At 47.1% G+C, this 25,291-nt stretch carries 30 protein-coding genes and 1 pseudogene; 7 read left to right on the top strand and 24 right to left on the bottom strand.

The window, feature by feature from the left end; genetic code table 11:
* Window position 1: 1 nt before the first annotated feature.
* From BM359_RS07870 to BM359_RS07830, 9 genes are read right to left on the bottom strand one after another with little or no spacing between them, the layout of a single operon-like run.
* Complete coding sequence (locus BM359_RS07870; RefSeq protein ID WP_054488771.1) at window positions 2–946, bottom strand: LpxL/LpxP family acyltransferase; 945 nt, start codon at window positions 944–946, stop codon at window positions 2–4.
* A 2-nt stretch (window positions 947–948) separates the two neighbouring features.
* The gene (locus BM359_RS07865; RefSeq protein WP_054488773.1) at window positions 949–1,689 is read right to left on the bottom strand and encodes a glycosyltransferase family 2 protein; all 741 of its coding nucleotides are present in this window, start codon (window positions 1,687–1,689) and stop codon (window positions 949–951) included.
* A 1-nt stretch (window position 1,690) separates the two neighbouring features.
* On the bottom strand, window positions 1,691–2,047 hold the full coding sequence (locus tag BM359_RS07860) for an ApeI family dehydratase (protein WP_054488775.1): 357 nt from the start codon (window positions 2,045–2,047) through the stop codon (window positions 1,691–1,693).
* A gap of 7 nt (window positions 2,048–2,054) precedes the next feature.
* On the bottom strand, window positions 2,055–3,407 hold the full coding sequence (locus tag BM359_RS07855; protein WP_054488776.1) for an AMP-binding protein: 1,353 nt from the start codon (window positions 3,405–3,407) through the stop codon (window positions 2,055–2,057).
* Window positions 3,385–3,933: a COG4648 family protein gene (locus BM359_RS07850; protein WP_054488778.1), complete on the bottom strand. Its 549-nt coding sequence runs from the start codon at window positions 3,931–3,933 to the stop codon at window positions 3,385–3,387. The genes BM359_RS07855 and BM359_RS07850 overlap by 23 nt, the downstream gene beginning before the upstream one ends.
* Complete coding sequence (locus BM359_RS07845) at window positions 3,933–4,184, bottom strand: acyl carrier protein (RefSeq protein ID WP_054488780.1); 252 nt, start codon at window positions 4,182–4,184, stop codon at window positions 3,933–3,935. The genes BM359_RS07850 and BM359_RS07845 overlap by 1 nt, the downstream gene beginning before the upstream one ends.
* An 11-nt stretch (window positions 4,185–4,195) precedes the next feature.
* Window positions 4,196–4,468 (bottom strand): phosphopantetheine-binding protein, encoded by a 273-nt coding sequence (locus tag BM359_RS07840; protein WP_054488782.1) that lies wholly within the window; start codon window positions 4,466–4,468, stop codon window positions 4,196–4,198.
* On the bottom strand, window positions 4,410–5,246 hold the full coding sequence (locus tag BM359_RS07835; RefSeq protein ID WP_054488785.1) for a lysophospholipid acyltransferase family protein: 837 nt from the start codon (window positions 5,244–5,246) through the stop codon (window positions 4,410–4,412). Before BM359_RS07835 ends, BM359_RS07840 begins: the two co-directional genes overlap by 59 nt.
* Window positions 5,236–5,904, bottom strand: coding sequence for a beta-ketoacyl synthase chain length factor (locus tag BM359_RS07830; RefSeq protein ID WP_054488787.1), 669 nt, complete (start codon window positions 5,902–5,904; stop codon window positions 5,236–5,238). Before BM359_RS07830 ends, BM359_RS07835 begins: the two co-directional genes overlap by 11 nt.
* A 78-nt stretch (window positions 5,905–5,982) precedes the next feature.
* Between BM359_RS07830 and BM359_RS07825 the strand changes: the two genes are divergently transcribed.
* The gene (locus BM359_RS07825; RefSeq protein WP_054488789.1) at window positions 5,983–6,540 is read left to right on the top strand and encodes a 4'-phosphopantetheinyl transferase family protein; all 558 of its coding nucleotides are present in this window, start codon (window positions 5,983–5,985) and stop codon (window positions 6,538–6,540) included.
* Here BM359_RS07825 and galE read toward each other — a convergent pair.
* Window positions 6,510–7,517 carry a UDP-glucose 4-epimerase GalE gene (gene galE / locus BM359_RS07820; protein ID WP_054488791.1) on the bottom strand — a complete coding sequence of 336 codons (1,008 nt, stop codon included), beginning with the start codon at window positions 7,515–7,517 and terminating at the stop codon, window positions 6,510–6,512. The genes BM359_RS07825 and galE overlap by 31 nt on opposite strands.
* A gap of 239 nt (window positions 7,518–7,756) precedes the next feature.
* On the opposite strand from galE, the gene BM359_RS07815 reads away from it, so the two are divergent.
* On the top strand, window positions 7,757–8,212 hold the full coding sequence (locus BM359_RS07815) for a DUF3429 domain-containing protein (RefSeq protein ID WP_054488792.1): 456 nt from the start codon (window positions 7,757–7,759) through the stop codon (window positions 8,210–8,212).
* Between the two features lie 2 nt (window positions 8,213–8,214).
* Here the strand turns inward: BM359_RS07815 and BM359_RS07810 are convergent, their stop codons facing one another.
* The 5 genes from BM359_RS07810 to BM359_RS07790 all read right to left on the bottom strand — a co-directional run bounded on the left by BM359_RS07810 (window position 8,215) and on the right by BM359_RS07790 (window position 16,008).
* Window positions 8,215–10,434 (bottom strand): glycosyltransferase, encoded by a 2,220-nt coding sequence (locus BM359_RS07810; RefSeq protein WP_054488794.1) that lies wholly within the window; start codon window positions 10,432–10,434, stop codon window positions 8,215–8,217.
* The gene (locus BM359_RS07805; RefSeq protein WP_054488796.1) at window positions 10,431–11,495 is read right to left on the bottom strand and encodes a lysylphosphatidylglycerol synthase transmembrane domain-containing protein; all 1,065 of its coding nucleotides are present in this window, start codon (window positions 11,493–11,495) and stop codon (window positions 10,431–10,433) included. The genes BM359_RS07810 and BM359_RS07805 overlap by 4 nt, the downstream gene beginning before the upstream one ends.
* A 225-nt stretch (window positions 11,496–11,720) precedes the next feature.
* Window positions 11,721–12,395 carry an SDR family oxidoreductase gene (locus BM359_RS07800; RefSeq protein WP_054488798.1) on the bottom strand — a complete coding sequence of 225 codons (675 nt, stop codon included), beginning with the start codon at window positions 12,393–12,395 and terminating at the stop codon, window positions 11,721–11,723.
* A 9-nt stretch (window positions 12,396–12,404) separates the two neighbouring features.
* Window positions 12,405–14,585, bottom strand: a complete 2,181-nt coding sequence (katG, locus tag BM359_RS07795) for a catalase/peroxidase HPI (RefSeq protein ID WP_054488800.1) — start codon at window positions 14,583–14,585, stop codon at window positions 12,405–12,407.
* A 181-nt stretch (window positions 14,586–14,766) separates the two neighbouring features.
* Window positions 14,767–16,008 carry a DUF418 domain-containing protein gene (locus BM359_RS07790; RefSeq protein ID WP_054488802.1) on the bottom strand — a complete coding sequence of 414 codons (1,242 nt, stop codon included), beginning with the start codon at window positions 16,006–16,008 and terminating at the stop codon, window positions 14,767–14,769.
* A gap of 125 nt (window positions 16,009–16,133) precedes the next feature.
* Between BM359_RS07790 and BM359_RS07785 the strand changes: the two genes are divergently transcribed.
* On the top strand, window positions 16,134–16,685 hold the full coding sequence (locus BM359_RS07785; RefSeq protein WP_234972476.1) for a class I SAM-dependent methyltransferase: 552 nt from the start codon (window positions 16,134–16,136) through the stop codon (window positions 16,683–16,685).
* Between the two features lie 15 nt (window positions 16,686–16,700).
* Window positions 16,701–17,204, top strand: a complete 504-nt coding sequence (locus tag BM359_RS07780; protein WP_054488806.1) for a macro domain-containing protein — start codon at window positions 16,701–16,703, stop codon at window positions 17,202–17,204.
* Window positions 17,205–17,348: 144 nt separating this feature from the next.
* On the opposite strand, the gene BM359_RS07775 is transcribed toward BM359_RS07780, so the two are convergent.
* Window positions 17,349–17,597, bottom strand: coding sequence for a hypothetical protein (locus BM359_RS07775; protein ID WP_074930821.1), 249 nt, complete (start codon window positions 17,595–17,597; stop codon window positions 17,349–17,351).
* A gap of 153 nt (window positions 17,598–17,750) precedes the next feature.
* Here BM359_RS07775 and BM359_RS07770 point away from each other — a divergent pair, with 153 nt between their 5' ends.
* Window positions 17,751–18,278, top strand: coding sequence for an RNA polymerase sigma factor (locus BM359_RS07770; RefSeq protein WP_054488810.1), 528 nt, complete (start codon window positions 17,751–17,753; stop codon window positions 18,276–18,278).
* Complete coding sequence (locus BM359_RS07765; protein ID WP_054488812.1) at window positions 18,275–18,646, top strand: DUF6768 family protein; 372 nt, start codon at window positions 18,275–18,277, stop codon at window positions 18,644–18,646. The genes BM359_RS07770 and BM359_RS07765 overlap by 4 nt, the downstream gene beginning before the upstream one ends.
* Window positions 18,647–18,687: 41 nt before the next feature.
* Here the strand turns inward: BM359_RS07765 and BM359_RS07760 are convergent, their stop codons facing one another.
* The 6 genes and pseudogenes from BM359_RS07760 to BM359_RS13095 form a co-directional block, all read right to left on the bottom strand.
* Entirely contained in the window at window positions 18,688–18,978 is a 291-nt protein-coding gene (locus BM359_RS07760) for a sll1863 family stress response protein (protein WP_054488814.1), read from the bottom strand.
* Between the two features lie 129 nt (window positions 18,979–19,107).
* Window positions 19,108–19,464, bottom strand: coding sequence for a zinc ribbon domain-containing protein (locus BM359_RS07755; RefSeq protein WP_054488816.1), 357 nt, complete (start codon window positions 19,462–19,464; stop codon window positions 19,108–19,110).
* Between the two features lie 31 nt (window positions 19,465–19,495).
* Window positions 19,496–20,302, bottom strand: coding sequence for a PhzF family phenazine biosynthesis protein (locus BM359_RS07750; protein WP_054488818.1), 807 nt, complete (start codon window positions 20,300–20,302; stop codon window positions 19,496–19,498).
* 12 nt (window positions 20,303–20,314) lie between these two features.
* Entirely contained in the window at window positions 20,315–21,259 is a 945-nt protein-coding gene (gene egtD, locus BM359_RS07745; RefSeq protein ID WP_054488821.1) for an L-histidine N(alpha)-methyltransferase, read from the bottom strand.
* Window positions 21,260–21,280: 21 nt separating this feature from the next.
* A pseudogene (locus BM359_RS13100) lies at window positions 21,281–21,910 on the bottom strand (SUMF1/EgtB/PvdO family nonheme iron enzyme); the annotation flags it as partial.
* 15 nt (window positions 21,911–21,925) lie between these two features.
* On the bottom strand, window positions 21,926–22,561 hold the full coding sequence (locus BM359_RS13095; protein WP_200795868.1) for a DinB family protein: 636 nt from the start codon (window positions 22,559–22,561) through the stop codon (window positions 21,926–21,928).
* Window positions 22,562–22,811: 250 nt separating this feature from the next.
* Between BM359_RS13095 and BM359_RS07735 the strand changes: the two genes are divergently transcribed.
* Window positions 22,812–23,909 carry a DUF2891 domain-containing protein gene (locus tag BM359_RS07735; RefSeq protein ID WP_054488825.1) on the top strand — a complete coding sequence of 366 codons (1,098 nt, stop codon included), beginning with the start codon at window positions 22,812–22,814 and terminating at the stop codon, window positions 23,907–23,909.
* 73 nt (window positions 23,910–23,982) lie between these two features.
* On the opposite strand, the gene BM359_RS07730 is transcribed toward BM359_RS07735, so the two are convergent.
* Window positions 23,983–24,924: an HAAS signaling domain-containing protein gene (locus BM359_RS07730; RefSeq protein ID WP_054488827.1), complete on the bottom strand. Its 942-nt coding sequence runs from the start codon at window positions 24,922–24,924 to the stop codon at window positions 23,983–23,985.
* Window positions 24,924–25,274: a PadR family transcriptional regulator gene (locus BM359_RS07725; protein WP_054488828.1), complete on the bottom strand. Its 351-nt coding sequence runs from the start codon at window positions 25,272–25,274 to the stop codon at window positions 24,924–24,926. The genes BM359_RS07730 and BM359_RS07725 overlap by 1 nt, the downstream gene beginning before the upstream one ends.
* Between the last annotated feature and the right edge of the window lie 17 nt (window positions 25,275–25,291).

The raw sequence follows: 25,291 nt of genomic DNA, 5'->3' as shown, positions 1-25,291 counted from the left end.
ACTACTGACTGTCCTTCTTCCAGAAATCAAAAAAATTAAACCACTGATAAGGGTAGCGTATTGCTAATTTCTCCAGTGTTTCACTGTAAGCTTTCAGAACTGGCTGCAAAGCCTCCCGCCTGCTTTTTCTCGGTAGCTTCAGTTGGTCACACGCATGGTTGAGATATAAATCGTAATGTCCGTCATCGGGGTTCTTTAAGCAGAATAAAAAGTATACGGGGCATTCTAACACACTGGCCAATATCCAGGGCCCTAAGGCAAATGCAGCCGGCTTACCTAAAAACTCCTGATCTATGGTCTGCCCGGGCTGAGTCACCGAGGTTCTGTCCCCTACAATGACCACAAACTCACCTTGTTCAATGCGCTCTTTCAGTAATATGGTCAGTCCCATATCAATGTCGGTCACCTGAATAAGGTCAATATCAACTTTCGGGTTAACGTTTTTTAATGCGCGGTTAAACGACTGCGCATGTTGGGTAAACACCAGTACATTCATGCGCCGGGTATATTTTTTTGAAGCCAGCGCTCGCGCAACCTCCAGGTTACCCAGGTGACTACCGATAAGAATGCCGCCCTTAGGTTGTTTTTCTAAATCGTCAAAGTGGGTGTCACCACAGTTACGAACCTGGTTTTTAGAAACCTTACCGACCCAGGCATCAATTTTTGCCAGAGCGTGCAGGCCAAACTGCCAAAAATGGTACCAACTTTGGCGCCATCCCGGCTCGGCAACAAAAGGAGACTGTTCACCAGCAAATGAATGCACACGACGAAGGAAGTCCAGAGACGCCCTGCGAGGAGCGCCTCCGGTCAAAAAGAAGTAAGTGATCACTGGCGCTAAAATCAGCCGCATTAACCAGTGGCCGCCGTACTGATAGGCTCGAAGAACAATAACGATGCCCCAGTAGCTGCCGCGCTCTTTCTTTTTCGCCCAATGCTTCTCCACCATAATTAACGTTTAAACCTACGCAGTAATAAAAGCGGAATGCGTGGCAACATGCCAAAAAACAAGCGTGTATGCAGCCAGGAAATTTTCAGGTTATCCTGAAGTGCTCTGAAGTGTGACTGTCCGCCTTGTGGGTAAATCACCTTGGTTGGAATAAACAAAACTGGTGTTCCGGCCCAGTATAGGCGCACCATAATTTCAATATCGAAGTCCATGCGTGTGCCAATATCGCGACGCTTTATTAAGCCCACTGTCTGGTACAAGGGATATACCCGAAAACCACACATAGTATCCTTTATCTGCATCGATAAAGTTTCGATGTGCACCCAAAAGTGAGTGATCTTGCGCCCAATGCGTCGGCTGGTCGGCATGCTGTCATCATACTGCGGAAACCCGCTTATCAGCGCGCCGGGGTTCTGTTTCGACAAAGCTAAAAACTCAGGAATATCATTACTGTCATGTTGGCCATCAGCGTCTATTTGCAACGCGTGAGTAAAACCTTCTTCAGCCGCCAAATGGAAGCCGGCCATAACCGCCCCGCCTTTTCCACTATTTTCGGGAAGCGTGTGCAGTAGTACAAGTGACTTATGCTCTTCCGCTAAAGTTGCCAGAACTTCTTTGGTATGAACATTTGAGCCGTCATCAACAATAATAATTGGCAACTCGTAAGGCAGCAGTCGCTCAACCGTTGCCGTAATGGTTTTATCGTGATTATAAATAGGAATAAGAAAGCAATACTGAGACATATTAATTAAACACCAGGCGTCCGGAAGACAGCGCTTTATCACCGTCAGAATATTTAAAGGTAACGCAGTCTTCGCGTTTTCTCTCAATGAACAAGTCAACCGTCGCCCCGGGTAAAATCATGTCGTTAAACTTGAGGACTTCAATGCGTTGAATTGAGGTGGGTGTTGACCAATGCTCAGCGGCAAGCTGCACCACCCAGTCAAGTTGTGCGACCCCGGGTAAAATGGGCGCTGAAGGAAAATGTCCCTGCAAATAAATACAATCTGCTTCTAATTGAAACTGTCCATTAAGTGCCGGCTTTTCATTCTCGCCGGCGCTTTCGGAGAAGCGAATAAACTTAGGTAGTTGAGTCTGCATAATCTCTCTACTTTTCCTCTTCGAACAACGCCTGTAGGTCAGCCTGAGTGACTTTGCCGGCGCCGTTATAAGGTAGCTGCGCCACATAGCGAAAACGTTTAGGTACAACGACTTTTTCAAAACGCTGCTGTAAATGATGCCGCAACTCCTGACGCACTTTAAACCGCCCCTGGGCATTAAGTTCTGCATTTCCGGCGGAGTTCAGCACTAACACCAAACCCAACTCAACACGAGGGCTATGTAACACACAAGCTTTGGCTGACTCGACCCATTCGTGCTGCTGAATAAACTGCTCGACTTCATTCAGCGATACTCGCTTTTCAGCAATTTTAGTGACTCTGTCCTGGCGTCCGAGTAACAGAAAACACCCCTGCCCCTGAAGCTGAACTTTATCTTCTGTAGTATACGGCCTTTGTGGCTCTTTAAGATACGGTGACTGAATAACCAGTATATCGTTGTTGTCGCAGCTCACCTCTATGCCGGCCAGAGGCTTGAAACTATCTGAAGCACCCGGATTACGCTGCCGCCAGGCTATACCTCCGGTTTCCGTACTGCCGTACACTTCAATGGGGGCCTGCAGTTCATTGTCAGCGAAGTTGTTAGGAACTGAGCCCGGCAACGGCCCACCTGACGAAAAGACCATGGTCAAAGCGTTTTTATGCTGCGACAGCTGTGGCAAGTTATCCAAACGCTGTAAGTGTGCAGGACTGCTTACCAAAGCGTAACGCCGACCGTCAGCTTTCGCCAATAGTTGCTGCAATTGCTCAGGGTAATCGACTAAAGGTAATGTTACCGAACGCCCGGCTGCAAGCGGCCATAGAACTGTAAACAAAAGCCCGTAAATATGCTGATGAGTCACCGTGGCCAGAATATCCGTCTGGCCGAGTTTATCTGCAAAGGTCCGCTCCAGCGTCTCTACTTCCAGCCATAACTGTCTGAGCGTTTTTTCTACTGCTTTAGGTTTGCCACTGCTACCGGAGGTGAAAAAGGTCAGAGGGGAGTCTAAATCACCTTTTAAGATCAAAGAAGGCGCATCAGAACGCCCTTTGGAAGGTAATTCTTCCGGTACTCTGAATGCATACTGAGATGATAGCTCTGACAGGGTCGCAGGTTTATCATTAGCTGGCAGAATAATTCGCTTTTTACTCTCTAGCAGCGCAAAGAACCAAACACTAAAACGATACCAGTCACGCTGATAAAGTAGCGCATCGCCTTTCTGCTCATTAAGCCAATAGGTAGCGGCAGCCACATCCTGAAGCCAGATTGATGCACTAATGGGTTCGCCTTTAATTGAGGCTAGTTTTGCATCCGGGCGCCGCCATTGCAGCTCCCATTGCTCAGTGCTTGTTTTTAACAACACGCCGCACACTCCACTCAACCACAAAAAGTAACCCAATTAGCACGTAGGATATAAAACCGTTGTATAGCGTCCAAAGCTCAATGTCACCATGAACTGCAGTCGCCAGCGCAATAGCACCATTCATAAGGAAAAATACGGCCCAGACCATGGTCACTTTTTCAGTGTAAGCAACGGCCTTCTCAGACAATGAGCCTTCCATCAGCGTCGCTAAGCGGGTTATTACCGACGGTTTGCGCCATAAGGACGCAACAAAAACCAGAAGCAATGCCGCATTCATCCAGACCGGATAGAACAACACACCTGTCAGCTGGTCAGCAAAAATAGCCGTTACTGAAACGACCAATAACACGGCCATTGAAAGCCAGCTTCTGGGATGACCAATACCCTGGGCAACAATGCTTAAACTCAGCAAGGTAATCAGTGCCAGTAGCAGCCAGTTTGTCAGGCCGTTCTGCGCAAACCACCAAACCATCAGAGGGTAGGCAATCAGTAAGCCACTGATTAATAAACGCAGAGCGGTTTTCATTAATTGCTGTGAACGAGTTTATAAACTTCTTCGACAACATCCTCGACAGTACGCACCGCTTTAAACGCATCCGGGCTGATTTTTTTACCAGTGATTTCGCGTAATTTAACCACTAAATCTACCGCATCAATCGAATCAAGATCCAAGTCCTGATACAGGTTTGCGTCTAAAGAAATATCATCAGATTCTATCTCGAAGTCTTCTTCAAGAATTTGAACTAATCGCGCATACACTTCGTCTTTCGTTTTCATCGTTCCCTCGTTTATTCGCCGCGATTATTAGCGACAAAGTCCGCTAACGTATCAACACTGTAAAAGTGCTTTTTTGTTTCCGCTGAGTTTGCATCCAGCTTTACGTCGTACTTCTTCTTTATTGCCAAACCCAGTTCCAATGCGTCAATGGAATCGAGGTTCAGGCCATCGTCATCGTCTCCGAATAACGCGGCTGAATCATTGATATCTGATACCTCAACATCCTCAAGATCCAGCGACTCGATAATCAAGGCTTTGATCTCTTGCTTCAGGTTTTCCGTCATCTTCTAACACCTTTTCATAGTAATTCTGTAAGTCGCGAGTCAATTGACGCGCGGCAATGCTGAGCTTTTCAGCATTGCAGTATACGGCTGAATCTATTTCGCCTAAATAATGCACCGACAAGGTCGGCTTTTGTTGCGGTGCACAGTACCAGGCCTCATTTTTAATCAAAGTTACAGGTACGCAATCCACGCGTAGTGCCGTAATTTTAGCCCGTGTACGCAACGCCAAATGCGCTGCGCCACGTTGGAATTTGACCACTTCTCCTGGTGTCGTGCGCGTACCTTCAGGGAATATAATGAGGTTATTCCCCTGCGCCAGCGAGCGCTCACAGTCGTTGACCAAATCTTCCGGATCGTCATTGCTTAAATAACCCGTTGAACGGATAACGCCCCGCATAAAAGGGTTCTTCCACAGGTGTGACTTAACCACACAGTCTGGATTCGGCACAAAAGAAATCAATGCCACGACATCAATTAAGCAAGGGTGATTCGCAATAATGACATGACCCCGAACGCTTCGTAGCTTCTCAATTGCCTTAAAGTCAAAGTTGAACACGCCGGTCCACTTCATTACGCCGATAAACCACTTAAACGTCAGTTGCACTAAACGCCGGGCCTGGGCCTGGCGCTGCTGTTCATTTCCGTTAGATAGTAAGGCGAGCAAAGGCAACGCAGTCACCGACAGCAACAGGCCACCTAAGCCAAAAATGGCAAAGCAAAGCCCTGTGGCGAAACGTCGCCAGGTGCGATTAATGACCTGCCAGAGACTAAGCAACATGCCAGCTCCACCTTACCCCGTTATAGTCTTTAACCACCTTATCGCCGCCGGCATCCAATATTTTCTGCACGCTGTTAGCAACTGACCAGACGTCTTCCTGTAATTGACTTTCTTTTCCAACCCGACGATCCAAAATCAATTCTTGTCCGTTTTTTCTATGGAGTAAAACCGCATGAGAAAAACCGGTTACCGGCGATTTAACCTGCCCGGAGTACACCGCAGGAGGCACTTCATCAGCATACAACAGCAATACCTGCTCAGCTTCGCTTTGTAGCTGGCTTAACGCCTCTAACCACCCTAAAGGGTAGGTTTGCTCACCCGCCGACAAGGTTGTCATAGACTGCCTGTTGTCAGCGGCCATGCTGTACTGCCCCAATACGGCATTATTCACCGAAAGCGCAAACTGGGTTGGCGACAAAATTTCCCCCCGCACCAGTTCCCGCAGTAACTTCTCGGTGCGGTGTAAGTCGCCATGCCGCGTTGCCAATACCACCGGCGTCTCTTGCAACTGAGGGTGTCTTTCACTCAATTCCAGCATGGCAGTTATCAGCACTTTCGCATACGAGCTCAGCCGCCGTCGGGTCGAAGCCGGAATTTGCTTCAGCCGTTCACGACATTCGGTCTGGACTAATGTACTATCAGCTACAAAGGCTCGCATAGGGTTTGGACAGATACTCAAAAAAGAAGCGGAATAGTACAGAATCTCACTCTACATTTCAAAAATATAACAGCGCATATGGTTATCGGATATAGGCTCTACAACGACACCGCATCACCCCGGCAAGTGTCGGAAGCAACACGGGACTTACTGATACAGCTTGTCAGAAAGTACTGGCCGGTTTCCGGGCCGGTTCACGTCACTATAGACAAAACGCCTTCCGGTGCCCCACTACTGAGCGTAAACGATCAGCCCGTTTATTGCTCACTTTCTCATAAATCGGGATTCATCGCCGCCGCCTACTCAACAAACTGTAGTATCGGCATAGACGTTGAGAACTTGCGTACCAGCAAAAACTACCAACGCATTCGTGACTATTATAAAGATGGATTTCTAACAGGTAGCTCTTTGACTAAGCAAGCATTTTTCCGACAGTGGACCTTAGCCGAAGCGGTAGCCAAAGCCTCAGGTGACCCCTTGCTTAAGGTTCTGGAGCAGCCACTTGAAAAGCAGCAACACGCGGCAAAATACTTCCGGCTAAACTCTTTTTTGCTGTGTGGTTACCAGGCAGTGACAGCGGATAAAGTCAGTGATATCTCACTGTATCAGCTCGACAGCGATAACCAGTGGCAGTAGTCCCGGGCTATAACACTCAAATCCGACTCTGCTCGCCAGTTTAGCTCTCTATGGGCTTTGTCTACCTCGGCGTAGCAACTCTCTACGTCGCCCTGCCGCCTGCCTGAAAACTGAACCGGGATGGTGCGCCCGCTCGCCTTTTCAAAGGCACGTATAACCTCAAGCACCGACTCGCCTTTGCCCGTTCCCAGATTAAAAACCTGATGCCCGGTTTGTGCAAACCCCACTTCCAGTGCAGCAACATGGCCTTTTGCAATATCACAGACATGAATGTAATCGCGTATCGCTGTGCCGTCATCGGTCAAATAGTCATGGCCGTAAACATGAACTGAATCGGCTTTGCCAGTAATGACATCACCAATAGCCGGAACCAGGTTTGCCGCTGGCTTAAGCGGTTGTTCGCCGAGGCCCCCAGAAGGATGGGCTCCCGCCGGGTTAAAATAACGCAAACTGACCGCAGAAAAATTGGCATTGCTGTTACAGTAATGACTTAAATCGCATTCAGACTGAAATTTAGTCTCGCCATACGGGTTAGTGACGTCTCCCGCTGGGGCCGATTCAGGAATTGGTACTGTTGACGGGTTTCCATATACGACAGCAGAAGACGAAAACACTAGCCGGGTAACAGAAAATGCTTTCATTACCGATAGCAGTTTACGCGTACCGTCCACATTAGTCGTAAAATACTGGTCTCTTAACTGATAACTTTCCTGGGGATTCTTTAGCGCCGCAAAATGGATAACGCCATCAATAGAGTACTGCCGAAAGACACCGGTTAATGCGTCGATGTCGCAAATATCGACTTGATGAAAGTCCGGCCGCTTGCCTGTAACCTTCTGTATTTTACCAATGACCGACGCGCTGCTGTTGCTCAGGTTATCAACAACAACCACTTGGTAACCGTTGAGTATTAACTCAACCACGGTATGCGAGCCAATAAAACCGCAGCCTCCGGTAACCAGTATCCGTTTATTCATAGATCTTGCGCCCAGCAACGTTAGCGTCACTAAAAGTCAAAGGGCCGAAATAGTATCGGCTGACTTTTACTAAAGCAACTGAAACTCGTAAACAACAGGCCTGTAGGGGAAAGTCGACGAGAGAAAAAAGACATTGTTGTTATCGTTTATTACGCAAGTTATTTAAAGTTAGACTAAACGTAAAGAGAACAATTACCGTAAAAACAACTATAACTCACATCTGGTGGACTGATTTGCTTATGAATAAAGGCAAAAACTGGCTTATACACACACTGGGCTTTCTCGGGCTAATCCCCTTTTTAGCATCGTCTCTTGCTGCATTAATGGGGACGGGCGCATTTTGGGGCATACAACCGCTGGACTTCTTAATCACCTACGGCGCTATTATATTAACCTTTTTAGGTGGCACCTTATGGGGGCGGGCTTTACATCGTGCTGAAAGCGAAAAAACCGCAGGCTTACTACTACTGAGCAATGTTTTTGCTCTTTTAGCCTGGTTCACAATACTCATTAACCTACCCGCCTGGTCTCTGGGTCTGCAAATGCTCGGTTTTGTTTTAGTCCTTTTCTTTGAACAAAAGCTCGCCCGTAGCTCTGCCATGACTTCTTATATGGGCTACTATCGTATTCGCGTTTTATTAACAACAGCCGTTGTTGTCTGTCAGTTGCTGGTATTCGGCAACCATATTTTGTAACGCTACTTGGTCTGGTGGTAACGAGCCAGAGTCTCGGCGTAAATAAGGCGCACGTCCTTACTGAACTTTTCAACAGAATAGTCACGGGCAAACGCCAGAGCATTGTCTGAAAGGCTCTGGCGCAAATCCGTATCATCCAGAATTTGTTTAACCCGCTCACACCATAACGACTGCTTAGCCGGTGTTTTGTAACCGTTATACCCATCTTCAACGACATCATCAATACCGCTTGAGCGCACCGCAACCACCGGCAGACCGGCAGCCATCGCTTCCAGAATAACCATACCCTGAGTCTCCGACTGAGACGCAAATAAAAACGCGTCACCGAGTCGGTACCAGGCGGCCATCTGCTCAGGAGGAACAGCACCGACCAGGGTAATGTGCTGCTGCAGGTTCATGTCGTCAATGCGCCCCTGTAATCTGCGACGCTGATGGCCGTCACCCACTATCAACAACCGGAATGCTTTATCCGTCTGCTCCTTCAATTGCGCCATGGCGTCTATCATGAAGTCGATATTCTTTTCATTAGAGAGCCGGGAAACGCTGACAAAAACGGTTTCGTCGCCAATATTCTGCTGTTTACGCAAGTCCTCGACCTGTTTCGCGTCAACCTGCTGAAAGCGATCAAACTCAATGCCGGTTGGCTGTACAAAGGTCGGACGTTTTACGCCTATCATGCGTAAGTACTCTTCAGTCGACTGCGTAGGCACAATCACACCATCGCATTTGTTCGCAAAACGACGCACCAAAAAGTGCGCAATAATGTTACGAAACAGCGAACCGGGCAAAAACACAAAGTGAGCATAGTGCTCTAGCCGGGTGTGATACGTATAAACCACAGGAACTTTAAGTCTGCGAGCCACAAAAACCCCGAGCGACCCTATCCAGAACGGGTGGTGTACATGAATAATATCCGGCTTAAACGCTTTGACCTTTTTACGTACGGCGCCTGAAAAAATATTGGCAAATCGAAACTCGCTTTTTTCACCAAAAGAGAATAACGAAGGCATACGCACCACATTCTCTTCTTTTTCTGCTGCACGTTGATAACGCGGTGCAACAACCAGAACTTTGTCCTTAAGCTGCACCAGTCCGCTTCGTAAGCGTTCGATAGAAATAGGTACGCCACCAATAAAGGGCAAGTAATTGTTGGTAAACATAGCCACCCGCATGGTTTTCTTAAGCCAGGGCTCTGGGTCAATATCGTAGTCCGGATAGTACTCTTTTCCGACAAACACAGCGTTATAGAGCTTGGTGCTAATAACCAGGAACAAACTGACTAAGAGAATAAAGTTGAGGTAACCCACATAAAACAGGGAGTGAATAAAGAACCACAGACTTTCCAGTTGCTTCAAAATGGGGTGCTGACCAACTTCCAGCTCTTCAACCGAATGCTCGACGGAACCATCGGCGCTCACGGTCACTTTCACATAGTGATAAAAGCTTTCATCCTGGTTCAGTACCAGACCACCTGCACCACCGGTTGTTATATAGGGTATGCCGTTATGTTCTTGTTCGGAATAAATTGAAATGTTTGATGAAAACACCCGGTCGACACCAAAGTTTTCCAGCGTCTGCAGCAACGCGCTTCTGAATTCAGCAGGCTGTAAAAAGTCGTCATCCTCAGCCAGGAAAAACGCTTCTTCCGGCTCCAGAGGTGGGTGGCCAATAAAAACAAACCGATGCGTCGATTCATCCGCCTTAAGAGTGTCGGTTAACCACCGTAACTGCCACTGCCAGGGGGTTTTTTCAGTGCTGTCGAGGAAGATAAAACGGCTGTCACCGGCGGTAAAGCTGAAAAAATGAGGCCCATAGTGATCATAAAAACGAAAGCTGCCAAACTCTTCGTATTCGTTGTTACCAAAGGTCAATAAATAAGGCATATCCAAACGGGACAGAGTACCCCGTATTGCCCGGTATTTGTCCTCTCCGCCGCTGCTAACAGCATTTCCTGCGGACACGAGAAAATCGACATTGGCATCGTTCAGCATTGGAATAATGCGGCGTTCAAAAATGCCTACCGAATTATTGATGTTACCAACCACCGCAAAACTGTAACTGTCTTGTCCTTCCAGTCTGGCGCTGATAGCTGCAAGCTGATCTGTATGCTCTGCCTCGAATTCAGAAGTCACCAGGTTCAAATAAACTTTATAGCCAATAAGGCTGACAACTATGGCTATATTTAAGTAGAACAGGGCTTTTAATAATTTCTTTTTATTCATTGTATGCCCTGTGTTTTGGCGGAGTTAACTAAGTATCGTTGTAAAATAAACAGCCCCAACAGCATGCCCAAATAGATGGTTAAAAAGCGCCAGCTGAAGGTAACCAACAGCAAATGATTTTTAGCTAAGATGTCACTGAAAAAGCTACCGAAAACGCCTTCAGAAATACCGGATGCCCCCGGGGTTGGCGCAAAATACATTATAAAAGTTGTGACAACCAACAGTCCCAGGCTTATCAAATAATTTACATCGTATCCCAGCCCCCACATCAATAATGCCGGAAAACTGAACAGACTGAGCAGGAAAATAAAGGTAAATAACACGGACAGTAAAATAGCGACTTTCGAGCCACGACAATATTCGGAAAAACTATGAGAAAAGCGCAACATCTCGCGTCGAGTTTTATACTGCCAACGCAGATGACGCTCCGGGCTAATCAGTTGCAATTTATGTATGCCCTTACAAAGGAAACTTAAGGGTCCAATAAGCCAATGCGCTCTGAGTAAAACGACGGCGAAAAAAAGCAGGTACAGTACAATAAATACCGCTAGTGCAGTACCAATATCGCTAATAATCGCTTTGTCCTGCAAAGGTTCCAGCGTTAACAAAAATACCGGCGTCAGTGAGAAAATAAAGAAAATAGCCAGTACCGTGCGAATCGTCGTGGCCGCTGTTGCCTTACCAATAGGCACGCCGTGTTCGTGCAGAAACCAAACTTGAGCAAAGCCGCCGCCGGTCGCCATAGGCGTAATATTGGAAAAGAAAATATTGATAAAAACCAGTTTTGCCATGGCTTTCTTAGGTATCCGGTAACCCAGAGCCCGCAGTGTGTAGTATAGACGCAAGCCATCGGCGGAAAAATAAATAAGCAAAAGCAAGACAGTAACGCTGAGTACTTCCGGGGCGAACAGACGAAAATCAAAGGTTAAACTACGACCGGAGAAATGATCATAAATGGCATAAAAGCCAGCAACCGTAAGCAAAACAAACAGCACACTAAACAGCGCTAAACGTTTCCAGGAGGCTTTGTATTGCTTTTCTTCTTCCACTGAAGCGGTCATTTTCTGCTGTCTACTCCCTACAAAGCCTAATGCTTAAGGATTATGGAGTTGTCCCGGTGGGATGTCAAAACCGTTGAGTCCATAAAAAAGCCCCCAAAGCGGGGGCTGAAAACTTAACCAGGGAGTTACAACCAATCATTTGTTAAGTTGTGCTGTAGCTTACTTACCCAATATGACAGTTTTTAGATTTCCCTGTTTTATTTCGATGACAGCTACTTTTTCCTCTTAATAAGCTGGCATTAAGAACACTTCACGCACGCAGTTACGCGGGTTAGCGTTTATTGCGTAAAGTACTGCATCGGCAACATCATCGGGGTCCAGCTTATCCGGCTTTGGCTCATCAAAGAACGGCGTATTGACCATACCAGGTGCTATTGTTGTGCAGCGACCATTCCACTCTTTCATTTCTTCAGCTAAGTTCTGAGCGAAACCGTGCACAAACCATTTGGTGGCACCATAAACAGAACCTTTAAGCGTAATGCGCCCGGCAGCTGATCCTGTCATTAGAAAATGACCGGTAGTTTTGCGCAAGTGCGGTAAGGTCAGTTTCGCGGTATACAGAAGCCCGTTGATATTCACATCAACCATTTGCTTCCATTCTTCCGCGTCGCCTTCTTCAGTACCTGGTGTTGAAACACCGGTTCCTGCATTTGCGAACACAGCGTCCAACTGACCAAACTTATCAACGCCCTGCTTTACGGCCTGCTCAAGCTCGTCAAAGTTACCCGCATCGGCGGCAACACCAATGGCGTTATCAGAGCCAAACTCTTCAACCAGCGCATCCAACTTGTCTTTCCGTCGCGCCGTTAATATTAGCTTTAACCCTTCTTTTGCCGCTTTGCGCGCCGTGGCTTCACCGATGCCGCTTGAGGCACCGGTAATTAATAGTACTTTCGACATGCTTCCTCCTTAAGCTAAATCAAAGCGGTCAGCATTCATAACCTTAGTCCAGGCTTTCACGAAGTCTTTTACAAACTTCTCCTGGTTGTCATCCTGAGCATACAGCTCTGAATACGAACGCAGGATTGAGTTTGAGCCAAAGACTAAGTCAATGCGGCTTGCTGTCCACTTCAGTTCGTCGGTTTTGCGGTCACGAACTTCGTAGTGATCATCCGCTTTTTTCCAGACATTGTTCATGTCAGTCAAATTAACGAAAAAGTCGTTAGTTAACGTACCAGCCCGGTCAGTAAATACGCCGTGCTTAGACTCACCGTAGTTCGCACCTAAAGCACGCATGCCACCCACAAGAACCGTCATTTCTGGTGCCGTTAAGCCCATCAAATGGGTACGATCCAACATCAGTTCTTCGGCCGGTACCGCGTAGTCCTTCTTCAGGTAGTTACGGTAACCGTCATGCAATGGCTCTAACGGCTCAAAGCTTTCCACATCGGTTTGCTCGTCGGTTGCATCGCCACGACCCGGCGCAAACGGAACCGTTAGGTTATAACCGGCATCTTTTACCGCTTTTTCAACCGCTGCCGTACCGCCAAGTACAATCAAGTCGGCCAGGCTGACTTTCTTATCCAGGGTAGACTGCAACTCTTCCAGTACGCGAAGGACTTTATGCAGTTTTTCCGGCTCGTTACCATGCCAGTCTTTTTGCGGTGCTAAGCGAATGCGTGCGCCATTTGCGCCACCGCGGAAGTCCGAACAACGGAAGTTACGTGCACTGTCCCATGCGGTAGAAATCAGCTCGTAAGACGTTAACTCTGTGTTCAGTAACTTCTCTTTTAAGTCAGCAACTTCTTGTTCGCTTAAGGTGTAGTCCACTTTCGGGATCGGGTCCTGCCAAATCAGGTCTTCTTCCGGTACATCTGCGCCTAAATAACGGTCTTTAGGACCTAAATCACGGTGCGTCAGTTTAAACCAGGCACGAGCGAATACGTCGGCGAAGTACTCAGGATCTTTGTAGAACTTCTCAGCAATTTTGCGATAGTCCGGATCCATTTTCATGGCCATATCGGCATCGGTCATAATCGGGTTATGGCGAATAGACGGATCTTCCACATCGACCGGTTTATCTTCCTCTTTAATGTCGACAGGTTCCCACTGCCAGGCTCCAGCAGGGCTTTTCTTCAGTTCCCACTCGTAGTTAAACAACAGGTAGAAGTAGCCGTTGTCCCACTTAGTCGGTTCAGTAGTCCAGGCGCCTTCAATACCACTGGTCACAGTATCGCGACCAACGCCTTTACCACCGCTGTTGCGCCAGCCCATGCCCTGCTCTTCAACATCTGCCGCTTCTGGCTCAGGACCTAAATTCTCTTCTTTGCCATTACCGTGACATTTACCAACCGTGTGACCACCCGCAGTTAGCGCACAGGTTTCTTCGTCATTCATTGCCATGCGCTTAAAGGTTTCGCGTACGTCTTTTGCGGTACGAAGCGGGTCAGGATTACCGTCAACGCCTTCCGGGTTCACATAAATCAAACCCATTTGCACTGCAGCCAGTGGGTTTTCAAGCGACTCACGCTCGTCATCTGAACTGTAGCGGTTTTTAGTTTCCGCCAGCCATTCTTTCTCGCTACCCCAGTAAGTGTCTTCTTCAGGATGCCAGATGTCCTCGCGGCCACCGGCAAAACCAAAGGTTTTAAGACCCATCGACTCGTAAGCCATATTACCGGCCAGAATAAAGAGATCGGCCCAGGACAGTTTGTTGCCGTACTTTTTCTTAATTGGCCACAATAAACGACGCGCTTTGTCTAAGCTTACGTTATCCGGCCAGCTGTTTAACGGCGCAAAGCGTTGGTTACCTGTACCGCCGCCACCGCGACCATCGGCTAAACGATAAGAGCCCGCAGAGTGCCAGGCCATACGAATCATTAAGCCACCATAGTGACCCCAGTCAGCCGGCCACCAGTCCTGGCTGTCGGTCATGAGATCTTTCAGGTCCTGCTTTAACTCTTCTAAATTGATTTTTTTGAATTCTTCCGCGTAATTAAAGTCATCATCCATTGGATTCGCTTTGGTGTCGTGCTGGCGCAGAATTTCCAGCTTTAAGGAGTTTGGCCACCAGTGCGTGTTCGTTTTTTTCTCAGATGTCATGCTACCGTGCATGATTGGGCATTTACCGCCACCGCTTGAACTACTCATTATGCCTTCCTTATCTTTTTGCTTAAATTTGAATAACTGTTATCTATAGTTATAGCAACGCTCAGCCATTTACTCCAAGGCAAGATACCGTTTGCTTTGATAGGTTTTATAGATACAGAAAAAATGGCGGGAAAGATCGGAATGCGGTTAACATTCAACTTGTCACTTTTTTGAATGCTTGCTAACGGCCATAGGTAGCCAAACGCCATAGCCACTCACAAGGGCCGTAATTAAAGTGCTGCAGCCACCACTGGCTTAATTTTAACTGACACAGCCAAAAAGCGAGAGCTAGCAATATCATTTCAAGCCTCCCAAGCTCGCCATATAAGCCAAATCCGTAGCCATAGAATAAAGTGGTGAAACACAGGGATTGCAGCAAGTAATTTGTCAAAGCCATGCGCCCAGCCGGAGCCATGTTCTCTAAAATACTTTTCTGGTTTTTGCTACGACCAAGCATTAAAGCAATAAAAGCCATATAAGCAATGCACAACCCTAAAGCCGAAATTTGCATTAGTGAATAAAGCAAAGCAGCATTGATTGTCGGAAAAACCATTTCAGTAGCCGGTAAAGCACTTGCGTATAGTGCAGCGAAAATCCCCGGTATTCCTCCCCAAATGAGGAGCTTCTTATAAACTTTAATTTGAGTCTCGGGGCTTGTGAAAATACCATTTCGACTAAAAGCAGCACCCAGAAGAAATATGCCTAAGAAGGTGGATATGGTGAAGAGAATCTCCCCACTCCAAAGTAAGCCAAACTCGTCAATACGAGCTTCAGTGACAGCTCTATAAGAACCGGAGGAGTATGCTTCATCGGCGAAATTTGCCACCTCAGACAGCGTATTCTTCATTTCGTTAGTGTCTGTCTGGTATTGCTGTGCTCTCTCCGATGATTGATCCGAAGCATTAACTGAAACGGTTGAAAGCCATAAAAGCGCAACCGGGAGACTCATAAAAAATAATCCCCATTTCCAAAGCCTGCTTGCTGACGTTCTGACAAAAAACAACAAAAATAATCCCGAAACAGCGTAAATAAACAGGATATCGCCAGCCCAGACAAAGACAGCATGAGCTACACCAATAATACCAAGTACTATTAACCGACGCAGAAACAGCCACTTCGGTGTATCGATTTTTTGCTTAGCTCTGTCATAAAAAATGACAAAACCAATACCGAATAATAAGGAAAACATGGTGTAGAATTTACCTTCGGCAAAAACAAAAAGGCTCCAGGCTATCGCGTAATCAATACCACTTTCGTTACCTTCAACGCCTAATGAAGTCGTTGTTAGAGGGCTTTGAAAAAACGCCATGTTCATCAGCAAGATGCCCAGCAAAGAGAAGCCTCTGAGAATGTCGAGTAGTTCAATGCGCTGACTGGAATTTATAGAACACGCTGTCATATTTCTCTGGTCGGTTACCGTCATCAAAACTAGCTTACTCGAAATTCCTGAGGTAGCATACCCTCATGCTATGTACCTTATGCTCCTCGGCCTCAGAACCCTTCTGTGAAGATAAAAAACGCCAGTACTTCCGGTGCACTGTCTGCGACATGATTTTTGCAGACCCGCAGGCTCACTTGCCGCAGGACGAAGAAAAAGCCATTTACGACTTTCATCAAAATGACTCTCACGACACCCGCTACCGGGAGTTCTTAAGCCAACTTTCAATTCCTTTATTAGAAAAGCTATCAACTGGCATGACTGGTCTTGATTTTGGCTCCGGGCCGGGGCCTACACTTAGTTTGATGCTTGAGGAGCACGGCATGAAGATGTCTATTTACGACATCTTCTACGCGCCGGACAGCGGACAGTTGAGCCGTCAGTATGACTTTGTCACCTGCAGCGAAGTTGTTGAGCACTTTAATGAACCGGGCAAGACATGGCCACAGTTAATAAGCTTAGTAAAACCTCAAGGGTACATAGGCGTGATGACGTGGATGTTTATAAAGGAAACTGCAGAGCAATTTAACCAGTGGAGTTACAAAGGTGACCCGACCCATGTCAGCTTTTACACGCCTGAAACCATGCAGTGGATAGCACAACATTTTCAACTGAAACTTGAAATTATCAGCGAACAGGCCATTTTATTTAGAAAGGACTAACAACGGAGGGCGACTATGAACTACGAATGCGTACACGCGGACATTAGCCAGCAAACCGATATTGATGCCGTAGTTAACGCCGCTAATGCAGAGCTCAAACCCGGTGGTGGCGTTGCCGGTGCGATTCACCGGGCAGCAGGTTCTGAACTGGAAAAAGCAACTCGCTCACTGGCTCCCATTGAACCCGGTGAAGCCGTTATCACCGACGCCTTTAATCTTCCTAATCGCTTTATTATCCATTGCCTGGGGCCCGTTTATGGCGTCGACACACCCTCAGATAAGCTGCTGGCAAATTGCTATCGTAATGCACTGGATTTAGCCGATAAGCATCAAATAGAGTCTATTGCTTTCCCGGCGCTGTCAGCCGGAGCCTTCGGTTACCCTTTTGAGGCAGCAACTAAAGTGGCTCTGGACACAATTAGGCAGCACGTTGAAAAGCTGAGCCATCTGAAGCTTGTGCGCTTTGTGCTATTCAGTGACGAAGAGTTTGCCCATTATCAACGTGCGCTGAGAAAGTAGTCATTATTTAAAAATCACACCGGCATCTTTGAGCTCTTGCCGCTCAGTATCTGTCATAGCTTCCCTCTATTTGGTGCCTTTGTCATAGAGTCTAGACAAGATAAACGGGTTTATGTAGTTACTAATCAGGATTGTCTAAGCGGGCTACTTCGGCGTACCAAACATAATTTTGTCGGCGTTGTTAGCTAAAGCAATGATCATAGTCACAGCCCAGGTTCCCAATATCCACCAAAAGGTCGGCCAGGACATCCAGGTAAGATCAAGAAACAGTAAGTCGAAAACCCAGACAATAAATGCCGCAAATAAGATAGAAGGTAAAAATACGACGAAAAGAACACAAAGGGCTAAAGGTATGGTGCCCAGGGTTTTCATCCAGTTTAATAAAGAGGACATAATGGCTTTTGTTTAATGAGAGTGGATTGAAAACTACATTGAGTTGGGGGAGATATCAACTCATCACGCATTTTTTCTGAACCAATCTATACTTCGCTTCGTCTCTCTACTGAGTTACAGGCAATAAAACAATGACTAATAAGGCATCAACTCATGAAGATAGAGCAAGTAGAGGTACTCGTTCTAGCAGCACAAGAAGGTAAACGCGATGCTCTGGAATTGCTTTATCATCATTTTTTTACGCCGATGAAGCGCTACGCATTGATACGGGTTCACCAAACAACAACGGCGGAAGACCTTGTACAAAACGTCTGGCTCAAGGTCGGTAGACGATTGCAATTTATGCAGGATGTTCGGGTTTTTCGGAGCTGGCTTTATAAAGCGTTGCGGTGGGAAATTATCGACTGGGCACGTCAGCAGCGTAATGCGAACTTCGAAGAGCTTAATGAATCGAGTTTATTCACAGAAGATTTACGGCCAGAGGTTTTGGATGTAGCTCCTCTTTTGGCGGGCCTGAAACCCAACGAACGTGAAGTTATTGAACTGTTCTACCTGAGTGAATTGTCGGTTAACGAAACAGCGTTAGTACTCTCTATAGCGCCTGGCACAGTCAAATCAAGATTGCATAGCGCACGAGAAGAATTGCGTCATAGATACTTAAACGAGGGTAATAAGCCATGAGCACAAACAAAGAAGTTAACGAACAAATAGAAAAAGATCTGTCCGCGCAAGCACAAGAACTGGATAAGTTAATGGGCACCGGCGAAGGCCTTACCGGCTACTTAAAGCAAGGATTTAAGTACGACATAGGCTGGGTTGTGAAGGTTGCTTATGGGCTAGGTGCTATATTTACGGTATTACTATTGTTTTGCGGGTATCAGTTTTTTACAGCAACACCGGACAACGAATTGTTCTGGGGCGTGCTTCTCATATTAAGTTTTAACGCTCAGGTTGCTACAAAGCTATGGATTTACATGCAAACAAACCGCAACCATACCGCACGTGAAATACGCTTACTTGAGTTACGTTTGAAATCTTCAAGTAAGTAACGGGCAATAAGCGGGGTGGCTAACCACCACCCCATAATAGGTTACTTTTTAAAGTCCTGACTGGCGGCTTTTATTGCCGTTGCCAGCGACTGAGTTGCTGATTCAAGGCCGGTACTAATGTCAGACCATGCGTCCTCGCTGGACTTTTTCAAACCTTCCAACTTATCTTCGGCCTTGTCTTTCAGCGCTTCAAGCTCGTTAATCTTCTCTTCATACTTGATTTGAGAGTCAGCCTCCGACTGTTTCGCTTTAGCCTTCAGACGATCAATCTCAGCTTTCATCTCTTCAATTTTTGCTTCGTGTTTCTTTTCAAATGCTTCTTTATTGTCCATTTCCACCTCCAGGTCTTCCTTTTTACTCACTTGCTTATAATGGGTATGGTTTTAAAAGCCAAAACGATCAAAGTCCTCTGTGTTCTAGAGCAATGTATGAACGATATTGCTTACATTCCTAACGGCCGCCTATTTCTTCCGGGAATGCTCGCGCCAGATCCGAAAGCGCGTCACTATGTACCAGACAAGACCACCAATAAACATGATAAGAGGAACAATATTAACTTCCTTGCTCTGCTGGTAATCGTCAGAAGTTAGGAAAAACCAGAGCACGCCAATAATCAGAATAACGATTGCCAGTACCCCTTGTACCTGCAGGCTTTTCGATGTGTTTTCAGTGGTAATTTTGCTTTCTCCAGGCTGATCGTTTTCACCTGGTTGCTCTTTTTGTTCTGAATTTTCGGGCTTCACGTAGCCACAAGCCGGGCAGCTGTATTTATTATCCAGAACCTCATCTTCACACTTTGGACATTTCTCAAATGCCATTGAAGCACCTCTCTGTTTTATTGCGGAATGTTCACTCTTCAGTGTAGTCAAAAGACGAGCAAACAGCGGTACTATCTCGCATCGCTGTTCGCCCCCTGACCAAAACCTGTTGCTGATAATTTTTCAGATAAAGACACCCTCCTGCGGGCGAGCATTGTTTAATTTCAATCGGCTTATGTGCGTAACTCTTTGGGTATTGATTTCTGAGGTAAGCGGAAGCCTGCACACAGGCCGAGCCCTTAGCTGCATCTTCAGCCTCTCCGTACTGCGGCGCAAAGTAACGCAGTTGTACCGCACCTGACAGCAACCGGTAAATGACAATTAGAGCTCGCTGGCTAAACTGGCATAATACACCGCTATTTACACTCAATTGTGTCAACGGCTGGCTAAGTTCCAGCAAAACATAATCATTACGACCACCACAGTAGCAGCCATTAATAACTGGCTGACTTATAAGTCGTCGCCAAAACCTAAAGTTACGCAACGGTCTCTGCGTTAAAGGTTTATCAAAGTAATAAGCCGATTCATGGTCAAACCCTAGCTGTATTTCACCTGAGGGCGTCAATAAAAGATCGTTGGTGGGTTTCGTCTTTAGTTTCCCGTTTATGTACGCAGCAACCGCGAGGTTACCCGACCCACAGCGACGCACCTGTCTGTCATAATTTAAAAACTGAGCCTGAAACGCTCCTGAGCCGCCACTCATCAGAATTAGATTTGGAACTCTTTGATATTGCGAAGGCGTTTCGGACCAAGCGGGGGCCGGGCGATAAGCTATATGATGCTGATTGCCCAACGCCTGCGAACCATAAAAGACATCGACAGTAAAAAGTTTTGGCATAGCAGACACCGATTAGTCTCGAACTTTGTCAGCATTGTGTAATAGCATAATCGCGAAGATTCCGTCAGGCGCCAGCCATATCTTTTCGCGCTTCCAGCCTGCCGAGCTTGCTAACCGATCAAACTCTTCGGGGTAATATTTATAGGAGTTTTCGGTGTGAATGGTTTCACCCTCCTTAAACTGAAAACTTTCACCGGCAACTTCAACCTCCTGCCGGATACAACTGCGCAAATGCATTTCTATACGGCCCAGCTTCTGATTGTAAATGGCCAGGTGCTCAAACTGATCGGGATGAAAATTAGCATCGAGTTCTCGGTTCATTCGGGTCAGAATATTCTTATTAAAACGTGCGGTAATGTCTTTGCTGTCGTTGTATGCACGCTCAAGCATTTGCTCGTCTTTTTTGGTGTCTACCCCCATCAGCATATAGCTTTCTTTACCAAGGGTTGTGCGAGCGCTACGCAGAAACTCGCAGGCCTCTTCAGGCTCAAAGTTGCCTATGGTAGAGCCTGGAAAAAAACCCATTGAAGTCGCCTGAGAAAGCGCCAGTTCTATTGGTTGGGTAAAATCCCCTTGAGCAACTTTAATCTGTAATTTGGGGAAGGACTCGGCAAGGTCGGCTGAGGCTTTTTTGAGATGTTCACCCGAAATATCAATCGCGACAAACTCCGTTATCACAGGTAACTTTTTTAGCAATGGTTTTACTTTATGCAGCGACCCCGCACCAAACTCAACCAGTTGAATGTTATCGAGAGATTTTCCCGAAAAGTACTGTTTTAATTCCCCGGCGACATCGGGCAACATTCCAAGCTCAGTGCGGTAGGGGTAGTACTCATCCAGCTGACAAATTTGGTCAAAGTACTCTGACCCCTTTGCGTCATAAAAATATTTGGGTGGTAGCGTTTTTTGAGGCAAGCGTAGCCCCGCCAGAACATCCTGCAAAAACCCATGGTTCATAAAACATCCCGATTTTTGATTTTATTTGGCCAGACGCAGACTGCTAAATTGCCAACGCTGATGCGCGTAAAAGAAGTTCCGGTAGGTTAAGCGTATTTGTTGCTCGGCAGTAGCGCATGAACCGCCACGCAGAACCCACTGGTTAGCCATGAACTTCCCGTTGTACTCAGCCAACGCCCCTTCCGGCGTTTTGAATCCCGGATAAGGAATAAACGGACTTTGCGTCCACTCCCAGGCGTCACCAAACATTTGCTTGAGGCCTTTATTATCCGCGACTACCGGCTGCGGCAGTAACTGGTTTTGCTCCAGAAAGTTACCGCAACACTCAACCGACTGAGCGGCATGCTCCCATTCAAACTCTGTTGGCAAACGGCAACCGCGCCAGCGCGCAAAAGCGTCTGCCTCGTAATAGCTAATATGGCAAACCGGAGCATTTAGATCTAAAGGCACACGGTTACGGCCCGTCACAGTAAACCACTGCTCACCTTCACGATGCCAGTATAAAGGCGCTCGCCAACCTTCCTGTTGCGCTGTTGCCCAGCCGTCCGAAAGCCAGAGTTTTGGCCGCTTATAGCCGTCGTCAGCCATAAACTCTAACCATTCTGCGTTAGTCACCAAGCGCTCACACAGACTAAACTCCGGCACAAATACCTGATGCCGGGGTTGTTAGCAGTCATAGGCAAAGGATGACTCCGCATCGGTACCGATAAAAGATAAGCCACCTTCAAAATGGACAAATTCAGGGTTTCCTGTGCTACCGGAATCAGGGGAAGATTCTGCCGCATTGGTATCCGGCCCCAGCGCATACGGATTAAGTGACAACGCATGTTTAATATCGGTTTGTATCAGTTCCTGATGCTGCATCTCGTGATGCAAGCCAATGGTAACAGCCGCCTTAATTTCAGCAGAGTATGACTCCAGCAATGCCTTCATGGCGTTATCAACATGCTTCCGATAATTCACCACTTCTTCTAACGGCGGCCGTGACAACAAGCCTCGTTGCGGTCGCGGATGGCGCTCGCCTACCGTTTCATAATAAGAATTGAATAAGTATTGATAGGCATTGTTGTACGTTCGATAACCCGCTAAATGAGGTTGCAGTAAAAAAGTTTCAAAAAACCAGGTGGTATGCGCGAGATGCCATTTCGCCGGGCTGGCATCGGGCATCGACTGTAGCATCATATCTTCTGCACTTAAGGCTTCCGTCAACCTCATTGTTTGCGCACGCACCCGCTCATACTCCGCTATTAACTTGTCTTTCGGCAAGCTCTCATTGTCGAAAGACTGCGCAATACTCGGCATTAGCTTGGCCTCCTGTACTTCAAATGAACTCGATAGGTGTCGACCTCTGTGCTATGAATTTCAGTATGGCACTTTTGATTTCGGTTGCCAGTACGGATAACACAAACCTGCCTAAGGCGCTATAGCAATACTCAGCTGCCGCCTATCGTTGGGGAGAGGAGCTATAAGCTGACGCTCTCGGACATAGCTAAAAATTTATAAGGTTGCTACTATCATTCGAGCTAAAAACAATCATCAATGTGAGCCTCATATGCTAAAAGCCCTTTCATTTTGTACTGCCCTGTTAAGTATGGTGTTATTGCAGGCCTGTTCTCCGGCAACTCAGGACACCGAACGCATGGCTTCACACCATTTAACACTGTCCGAAGCAAATAAACTGGTGGAGCTACCACTACATTGTGTCGAAACACCTTACCCATACAAAACTGGAGCGGTACTGGGCAGCGCTGCCGATTTAAAGGAGCCTTCTGTTCTGCATCCGGTTTTTTACGGCTGTTTTGACTGGCACAGCGCCGTGCATGGCTACTGGTCTATGGTCACTCTATTACAGCAGTACCCCGAACTGGAACAGGCTGACAAGGTAAGAGCCGTTCTTAAACGCAACTTAACTGCAGAAAACGTGGCGCGTGAAGTGGACTTTTTCAGCAAGGACATAAATGACTCGTTTGAGCGCACTTATGGTTGGGCCTGGTTGTTAAAACTGTCTGACGAGCTTCGCTCATGGGAAGACCCTATGGCCAAAGAGCTGGCAGCAAACTTACAACCATTGGCCGATTTAATCGTTGAACGCTATATCAACTTCTTACCCCGGCTGGTTTACCCGGTGCGTGTGGGAGAGCATACCAACACGGCCTTTGGCTTAAGTTTCGCCTATGACTATGCTGTTAATCGTGAACACACTGAATTGCAGCAATTGATCGCTCAGCGCGCTAAAGATTATTTTTCAGAAGATAAAAACTGCCCGATAAGCTGGGAGCCAAGTGGCTACGACTTTCTGTCACCCTGTCTGGAAGAAATAGGCTTAATGCAACGCGTCCTGCCAAAACAGCAGTTTTTAACCTGGTTAGATGATTTTATGCCACAACTCGCTGATCCGGGCTACAGCCTGGCAGTCGGTAAAGTCAGCGACAGAACCGACGGCAAACTGGTGCATCTGGACGGTTTAAACTTCAGCCGCGCCTGGAACCTGTATGCGCTGGCTAACCAATACCCACAGTATGAGCATTTACGCGAAGTTGCCGATAAACATATGGCGCACTCCTACCCTAATCTAGTTGGCGATAGCTACGAAGGTGGTCACTGGCTGGGCAGCTTTGCTATTCAGGCGTTGAATCAGGCGCAGCAGTAGTTGTCAGAAAAATCCTTGGCTGCAACCAACCTAGCCGCGCAATAAAGCGCGGCTGCTTGTCTGTCTCACCCCATCAACTGCGGATCAACCGGCGTGCATCGCGGACAATTTCATAGGTTGCGATTAATGCAGCTGCCACCAGAACTGTCTGAGCACTTCGTTCGATAATGGCTATGCCCAGTTCTTCCCTCAAAACTTCGACATTAATTTGTAACACAGGCGATAACATCAGCAACCCTACCGAAACCAGTAAGAACGCAGCACTAACGGCAATGTTAAGCATCAACATATTGCGGGTCCATAGCCTTGTCCGTAACTGCCACAAACTATGTGCCATAGCAATTGCAATAACCGGCGTAAACCAGCGTAAAATAGTCAGCGCTTGCTCAGTAAAAATACTCTGCGTACCACTGTCGGGTTGCCATAACGGATACCAAATCAACATCACTAAAAATAGTAATGTGGCAAGATCGGAAAATATATTCTGTAAACTAATATGCTGCCAACTTTTACCTGCGGCCGGGAGCTTCTCAGGGCTCCATTTGCAGGTGCCTGCAACCTCTGCAGTTTCCTTTTTCCGAGAGCGGCTCATAACTGCAAAACCGATGGTAATTGTCGTAAAAGCAAAGTAACCACTGGCCAGAAAATCGCTTGCTATGCCCTTCATGAATAGCAGCAAGCTCATTTCAGCACCACCAAGCCAGCGGCCCGTAATTTCAACGGTTGAAATCACAAACAACACGCCGAGCACCATATACAGCGTGTGCAAATACAAAGGCATAAGCTGCGCGGTTACTAGTGGCGTGGGTGGACAAAACTGAAGCGCCACCTTGCGCGGATGCCCCATCACTTTTAACAGTTCAGCCACCTCGGCGTCAGACACACTCCCTTGCTGCGATTCTAATGCGTCTATCTGATCAAGAATATTCGCCTTTAACTCGCGGCTAATATCATCGCGTTTCTTTTCTGGCAGCTCTCGCTGAACAGCGGCAATATAACGTTCTACCATATCCATTAGTGTTGCTCCTCATTGGTGTTCCGCAACAGTAGGGGGCCAATCGCGCTGTTGAGCGAGGTCCACTCCTGGGTTAATTGTTCTAATAGCTCTACACCCAGCGTTGATAACTGGTAATAACGTCGTTCACGCCCTTCTCCCTGCTTCCATTCACTATCGAGCAACCCTTGATCGGCCAGTCTTCTAATAAGTGGGTATAACGTACCTTCATCAATATCGACGCCGGCACCTTGCAGTTGCTTACGTAACGAATAGCCATAATGAGGCTCGCGCAGAGATGCGAGTACCGCTAAAACCAAAACGCCACGGCGCAGTTCTAGCTTGAGTTTATCGAGTGGTGCAGTAGCCATAGTGAGTCCTTATTTAT

The organism is Idiomarina abyssalis (assembly GCF_900116625.1).
Lineage (GTDB): Bacteria > Pseudomonadota > Gammaproteobacteria > Enterobacterales > Alteromonadaceae > Idiomarina > Idiomarina abyssalis.
The sequence above is the reverse complement of the archived record's forward strand: the minus strand, read 5'-3'. Positions and strand labels throughout refer to the sequence as shown.

What these genes read in the sequence shown, in the direction of transcription:
- BM359_RS07870 (WP_054488771.1), bottom strand. Translation starts at nt 946, where the DNA reads ATGGTGGAGAAGCATTGGGCGAAAAAGAAAGAGCGCGGCAGCTACTGG.
- BM359_RS07865 (WP_054488773.1), bottom strand. Translation starts at nt 1,689, where the DNA reads ATGTCTCAGTATTGCTTTCTTATTCCTATTTATAATCACGATAAAACC.
- BM359_RS07860 (WP_054488775.1), bottom strand. Translation starts at nt 2,047, where the DNA reads ATGCAGACTCAACTACCTAAGTTTATTCGCTTCTCCGAAAGCGCCGGC.
- BM359_RS07850 (WP_054488778.1), bottom strand. Translation starts at nt 3,933, where the DNA reads ATGAAAACCGCTCTGCGTTTATTAATCAGTGGCTTACTGATTGCCTAC.
- BM359_RS07845 (WP_054488780.1), bottom strand. Translation starts at nt 4,184, where the DNA reads ATGAAAACGAAAGACGAAGTGTATGCGCGATTAGTTCAAATTCTTGAA.
- BM359_RS07840 (WP_054488782.1), bottom strand. Translation starts at nt 4,468, where the DNA reads ATGACGGAAAACCTGAAGCAAGAGATCAAAGCCTTGATTATCGAGTCG.
- BM359_RS07835 (WP_054488785.1), bottom strand. Translation starts at nt 5,246, where the DNA reads ATGTTGCTTAGTCTCTGGCAGGTCATTAATCGCACCTGGCGACGTTTC.
- BM359_RS07830 (WP_054488787.1), bottom strand. Translation starts at nt 5,904, where the DNA reads ATGCGAGCCTTTGTAGCTGATAGTACATTAGTCCAGACCGAATGTCGT.
- BM359_RS07825 (WP_054488789.1), top strand. Translation starts at nt 5,983, where the DNA reads ATGGTTATCGGATATAGGCTCTACAACGACACCGCATCACCCCGGCAA.
- galE (WP_054488791.1), bottom strand. Translation starts at nt 7,517, where the DNA reads ATGAATAAACGGATACTGGTTACCGGAGGCTGCGGTTTTATTGGCTCG.
- BM359_RS07815 (WP_054488792.1), top strand. Translation starts at nt 7,757, where the DNA reads ATGAATAAAGGCAAAAACTGGCTTATACACACACTGGGCTTTCTCGGG.
- BM359_RS07810 (WP_054488794.1), bottom strand. Translation starts at nt 10,434, where the DNA reads ATGAATAAAAAGAAATTATTAAAAGCCCTGTTCTACTTAAATATAGCC.
- BM359_RS07805 (WP_054488796.1), bottom strand. Translation starts at nt 11,495, where the DNA reads ATGACCGCTTCAGTGGAAGAAGAAAAGCAATACAAAGCCTCCTGGAAA.
- BM359_RS07800 (WP_054488798.1), bottom strand. Translation starts at nt 12,395, where the DNA reads ATGTCGAAAGTACTATTAATTACCGGTGCCTCAAGCGGCATCGGTGAA.
- katG (WP_054488800.1), bottom strand. Translation starts at nt 14,585, where the DNA reads ATGAGTAGTTCAAGCGGTGGCGGTAAATGCCCAATCATGCACGGTAGC.
- BM359_RS07790 (WP_054488802.1), bottom strand. Translation starts at nt 16,008, where the DNA reads ATGACGGTAACCGACCAGAGAAATATGACAGCGTGTTCTATAAATTCC.
- BM359_RS07785 (WP_234972476.1), top strand. Translation starts at nt 16,134, where the DNA reads ATGATTTTTGCAGACCCGCAGGCTCACTTGCCGCAGGACGAAGAAAAA.
- BM359_RS07780 (WP_054488806.1), top strand. Translation starts at nt 16,701, where the DNA reads ATGAACTACGAATGCGTACACGCGGACATTAGCCAGCAAACCGATATT.
- BM359_RS07775 (WP_074930821.1), bottom strand. Translation starts at nt 17,597, where the DNA reads ATGTCCTCTTTATTAAACTGGATGAAAACCCTGGGCACCATACCTTTA.
- BM359_RS07770 (WP_054488810.1), top strand. Translation starts at nt 17,751, where the DNA reads ATGAAGATAGAGCAAGTAGAGGTACTCGTTCTAGCAGCACAAGAAGGT.
- BM359_RS07765 (WP_054488812.1), top strand. Translation starts at nt 18,275, where the DNA reads ATGAGCACAAACAAAGAAGTTAACGAACAAATAGAAAAAGATCTGTCC.
- BM359_RS07760 (WP_054488814.1), bottom strand. Translation starts at nt 18,978, where the DNA reads ATGGACAATAAAGAAGCATTTGAAAAGAAACACGAAGCAAAAATTGAA.
- BM359_RS07755 (WP_054488816.1), bottom strand. Translation starts at nt 19,464, where the DNA reads ATGGCATTTGAGAAATGTCCAAAGTGTGAAGATGAGGTTCTGGATAAT.
- BM359_RS07750 (WP_054488818.1), bottom strand. Translation starts at nt 20,302, where the DNA reads ATGCCAAAACTTTTTACTGTCGATGTCTTTTATGGTTCGCAGGCGTTG.
- egtD (WP_054488821.1), bottom strand. Translation starts at nt 21,259, where the DNA reads ATGAACCATGGGTTTTTGCAGGATGTTCTGGCGGGGCTACGCTTGCCT.
- BM359_RS13095 (WP_200795868.1), bottom strand. Translation starts at nt 22,561, where the DNA reads ATGCCGAGTATTGCGCAGTCTTTCGACAATGAGAGCTTGCCGAAAGAC.
- BM359_RS07735 (WP_054488825.1), top strand. Translation starts at nt 22,812, where the DNA reads ATGCTAAAAGCCCTTTCATTTTGTACTGCCCTGTTAAGTATGGTGTTA.
- BM359_RS07730 (WP_054488827.1), bottom strand. Translation starts at nt 24,924, where the DNA reads ATGGATATGGTAGAACGTTATATTGCCGCTGTTCAGCGAGAGCTGCCA.
- BM359_RS07725 (WP_054488828.1), bottom strand. Translation starts at nt 25,274, where the DNA reads ATGGCTACTGCACCACTCGATAAACTCAAGCTAGAACTGCGCCGTGGC.